Origin of the sequence: Mycobacterium sp. IS-1496 (assembly GCF_001499995.1) — a bacterium.
In the GTDB taxonomy this organism is placed as follows: Bacteria; Actinomycetota; Actinomycetes; order Mycobacteriales; family Mycobacteriaceae; genus Mycobacterium.
Genome location: NZ_LQIU01000070.1, coordinates 1 through 711 on the forward strand (window position 1 = coordinate 1; position 711 = coordinate 711).

Consider the following 711-nt stretch of genomic DNA (forward strand, 5'->3'; position numbering starts at 1 on the left):
ACCGGCGCGGTGCTGCTGCCGTTCTTCTCGTTCATGACGTTCCTCATCGCGGTGCCGACCGGGATCAAGTTCTTCAACTGGATCGGCACGATGTGGAAGGGCCAGTTGACGTTCGAGACACCGATGTTGTTCTCGGTGGGCTTTTTGCTGACGTTCCTGCTCGGTGGTCTGTCGGGTGTGCTGCTGGCCAGCCCGCCGCTGGACTTCCACGTGACCGACAGCTACTTCGTGATCGCGCACTTCCACTACGTGCTGTTCGGCACCATCGTGTTCGCCACCTACGCCGGCATCTACTTCTGGTTCCCGAAGATGACCGGCCGCCTGCTCGACGAGAAGCTGGGCAAGCTGCACTTCTGGCTGACGTTCATCGGCTTCCACACCACCTTCCTGGTGCAGCACTGGGTCGGTGACGAGGGCATGCCGCGTCGTTACGCCGACTACCTGCCCAGCGACGGGTTCACCACGCTCAACATCGTCTCGACCATCGGCGCCTTCATCCTCGGCGTGTCGATGCTGCCCTTCGTCTGGAACGTCTTCCGCAGCTGGCGTTACGGCGAGCCCGTCACCGTCGACGACCCGTGGGGTTACGGCAACTCGCTGGAGTGGGCCACCAGCTGCCCGCCGCCGCGGCACAACTTCACCGAACTGCCCCGCATCCGGTCGGAGCGCCCGGCGTTCGAGCTGCACTACCCGCACATGGTCGAGCGGATG

At 63.7% G+C, this 711-nt stretch carries 1 protein-coding gene; it reads left to right on the forward strand.

The features are described from left to right. A partial coding sequence (locus tag AU195_RS23455) for a cytochrome c oxidase subunit I (RefSeq protein ID WP_172800696.1) occupies positions 1-711 on the forward strand: 711 nt, incomplete at both ends.